This is a genomic window from Faunimonas pinastri, assembly GCF_900110915.1.
In the GTDB taxonomy this organism is placed as follows: Bacteria; Pseudomonadota; Alphaproteobacteria; order Rhizobiales; family Afifellaceae; genus Faunimonas; species Faunimonas pinastri.
In genome coordinates this window covers 1-1,026 of record NZ_FOFG01000043.1, presented here as the reverse complement: position 1 = coordinate 1,026, position 1,026 = coordinate 1, and the positions used below count along the sequence as shown (strand labels likewise).

The 1,026-nt window shown below is 61.1% G+C and carries 1 pseudogene; it reads left to right on the top strand.

The window, feature by feature from the left end:
• Window positions 1–65 precede the first annotated feature (65 nt).
• A pseudogene (locus BMY25_RS20325) lies at window positions 66–1,026 on the top strand (IS3 family transposase); the annotation flags it as partial.

The window sequence follows — 1,026 nt, the reverse complement described above, 5'->3', positions numbered from 1 at the left end:
TGGTCTGCCCCCTGAAAAGTGGTCCTCCGTGAAGTAGGCTTTTGAAGCTTTGGAGGATGCCAGGAATGCCGCGCAAGAAGCACCAGCCAGAAGAGATCGTCGCGAAGCTGAGGCAGGTCGATGTGCTCGTTTCGCAAGGGCGATCGGTTTCGGAAGCGATTCGCACGATCAGCGTGACGCCGTTCACCTATTATCGGTGGCGCAAGGAGTTTGGCGGGCTGAAGTCCGATCAGGTCAAGCGGCTGAAGGATCTGGAGAAGGAGAACGAGCGGCTACGAAAGGCCGTGTCGGATCTGACGTTGGAGAAGTTGATCCTGAGGGAAGCCGCCTCGGGAAACTGGTGAGCCCCGCTCGGCGTCGCCAATGCATCGACCACGTCGTGACGAAGTTCGGCGTGTCGGAGCGGTTGGCGTGCCGGGTTCTGGGGCAGCACAGGTCGACGCAACGCAAGGTGCCGGCGGGCCGTGTCGATGACGCGGCGCTGACGGCCGACATCGTTGAGCTTGCCACCCGATATGGCCGCTATGGCTACCGTCGGATTACGGCCCTGCTGCGAGAGGCGGGCTGGCTGGTCAACCTGAAACGCGTTGAGCGGATCTGGCGTCAGGAGGGACTGAAGGTCCGGCCAGGCAGCCGAAGAAGGGCCGCCTGTGGCTAAACGACGGTTCGTGTGTCCGGCTACGGACGGAATATCCCAACCATGTCTGGTCCTATGACTTCGTCGAGGATCGCACCCACAATGGCCGGAAGTTCCGCATGTTGAACGTGATCGACGAGTTCACCCGCGAATGCATTGCGATCCGGATCGACCGGAAGCTCAAGTCCACCGACGTCATCGACGTCTTGTCTGATCTGTTCATCCTGCGCGGCGTGCCAGGCTATGTTCGTTCGGACAACGGCCCCGAGTTCGTCGCCAAAGCGGTGCGGGAGTGGATCGCAGCGGTCGGTGCGAAGACGGCCTTCATCGAGCCCGGTAGTCCTTGGGAGAACGGCTACTGCGAGAGCTTCAACTCCAAGCTTCGCGAT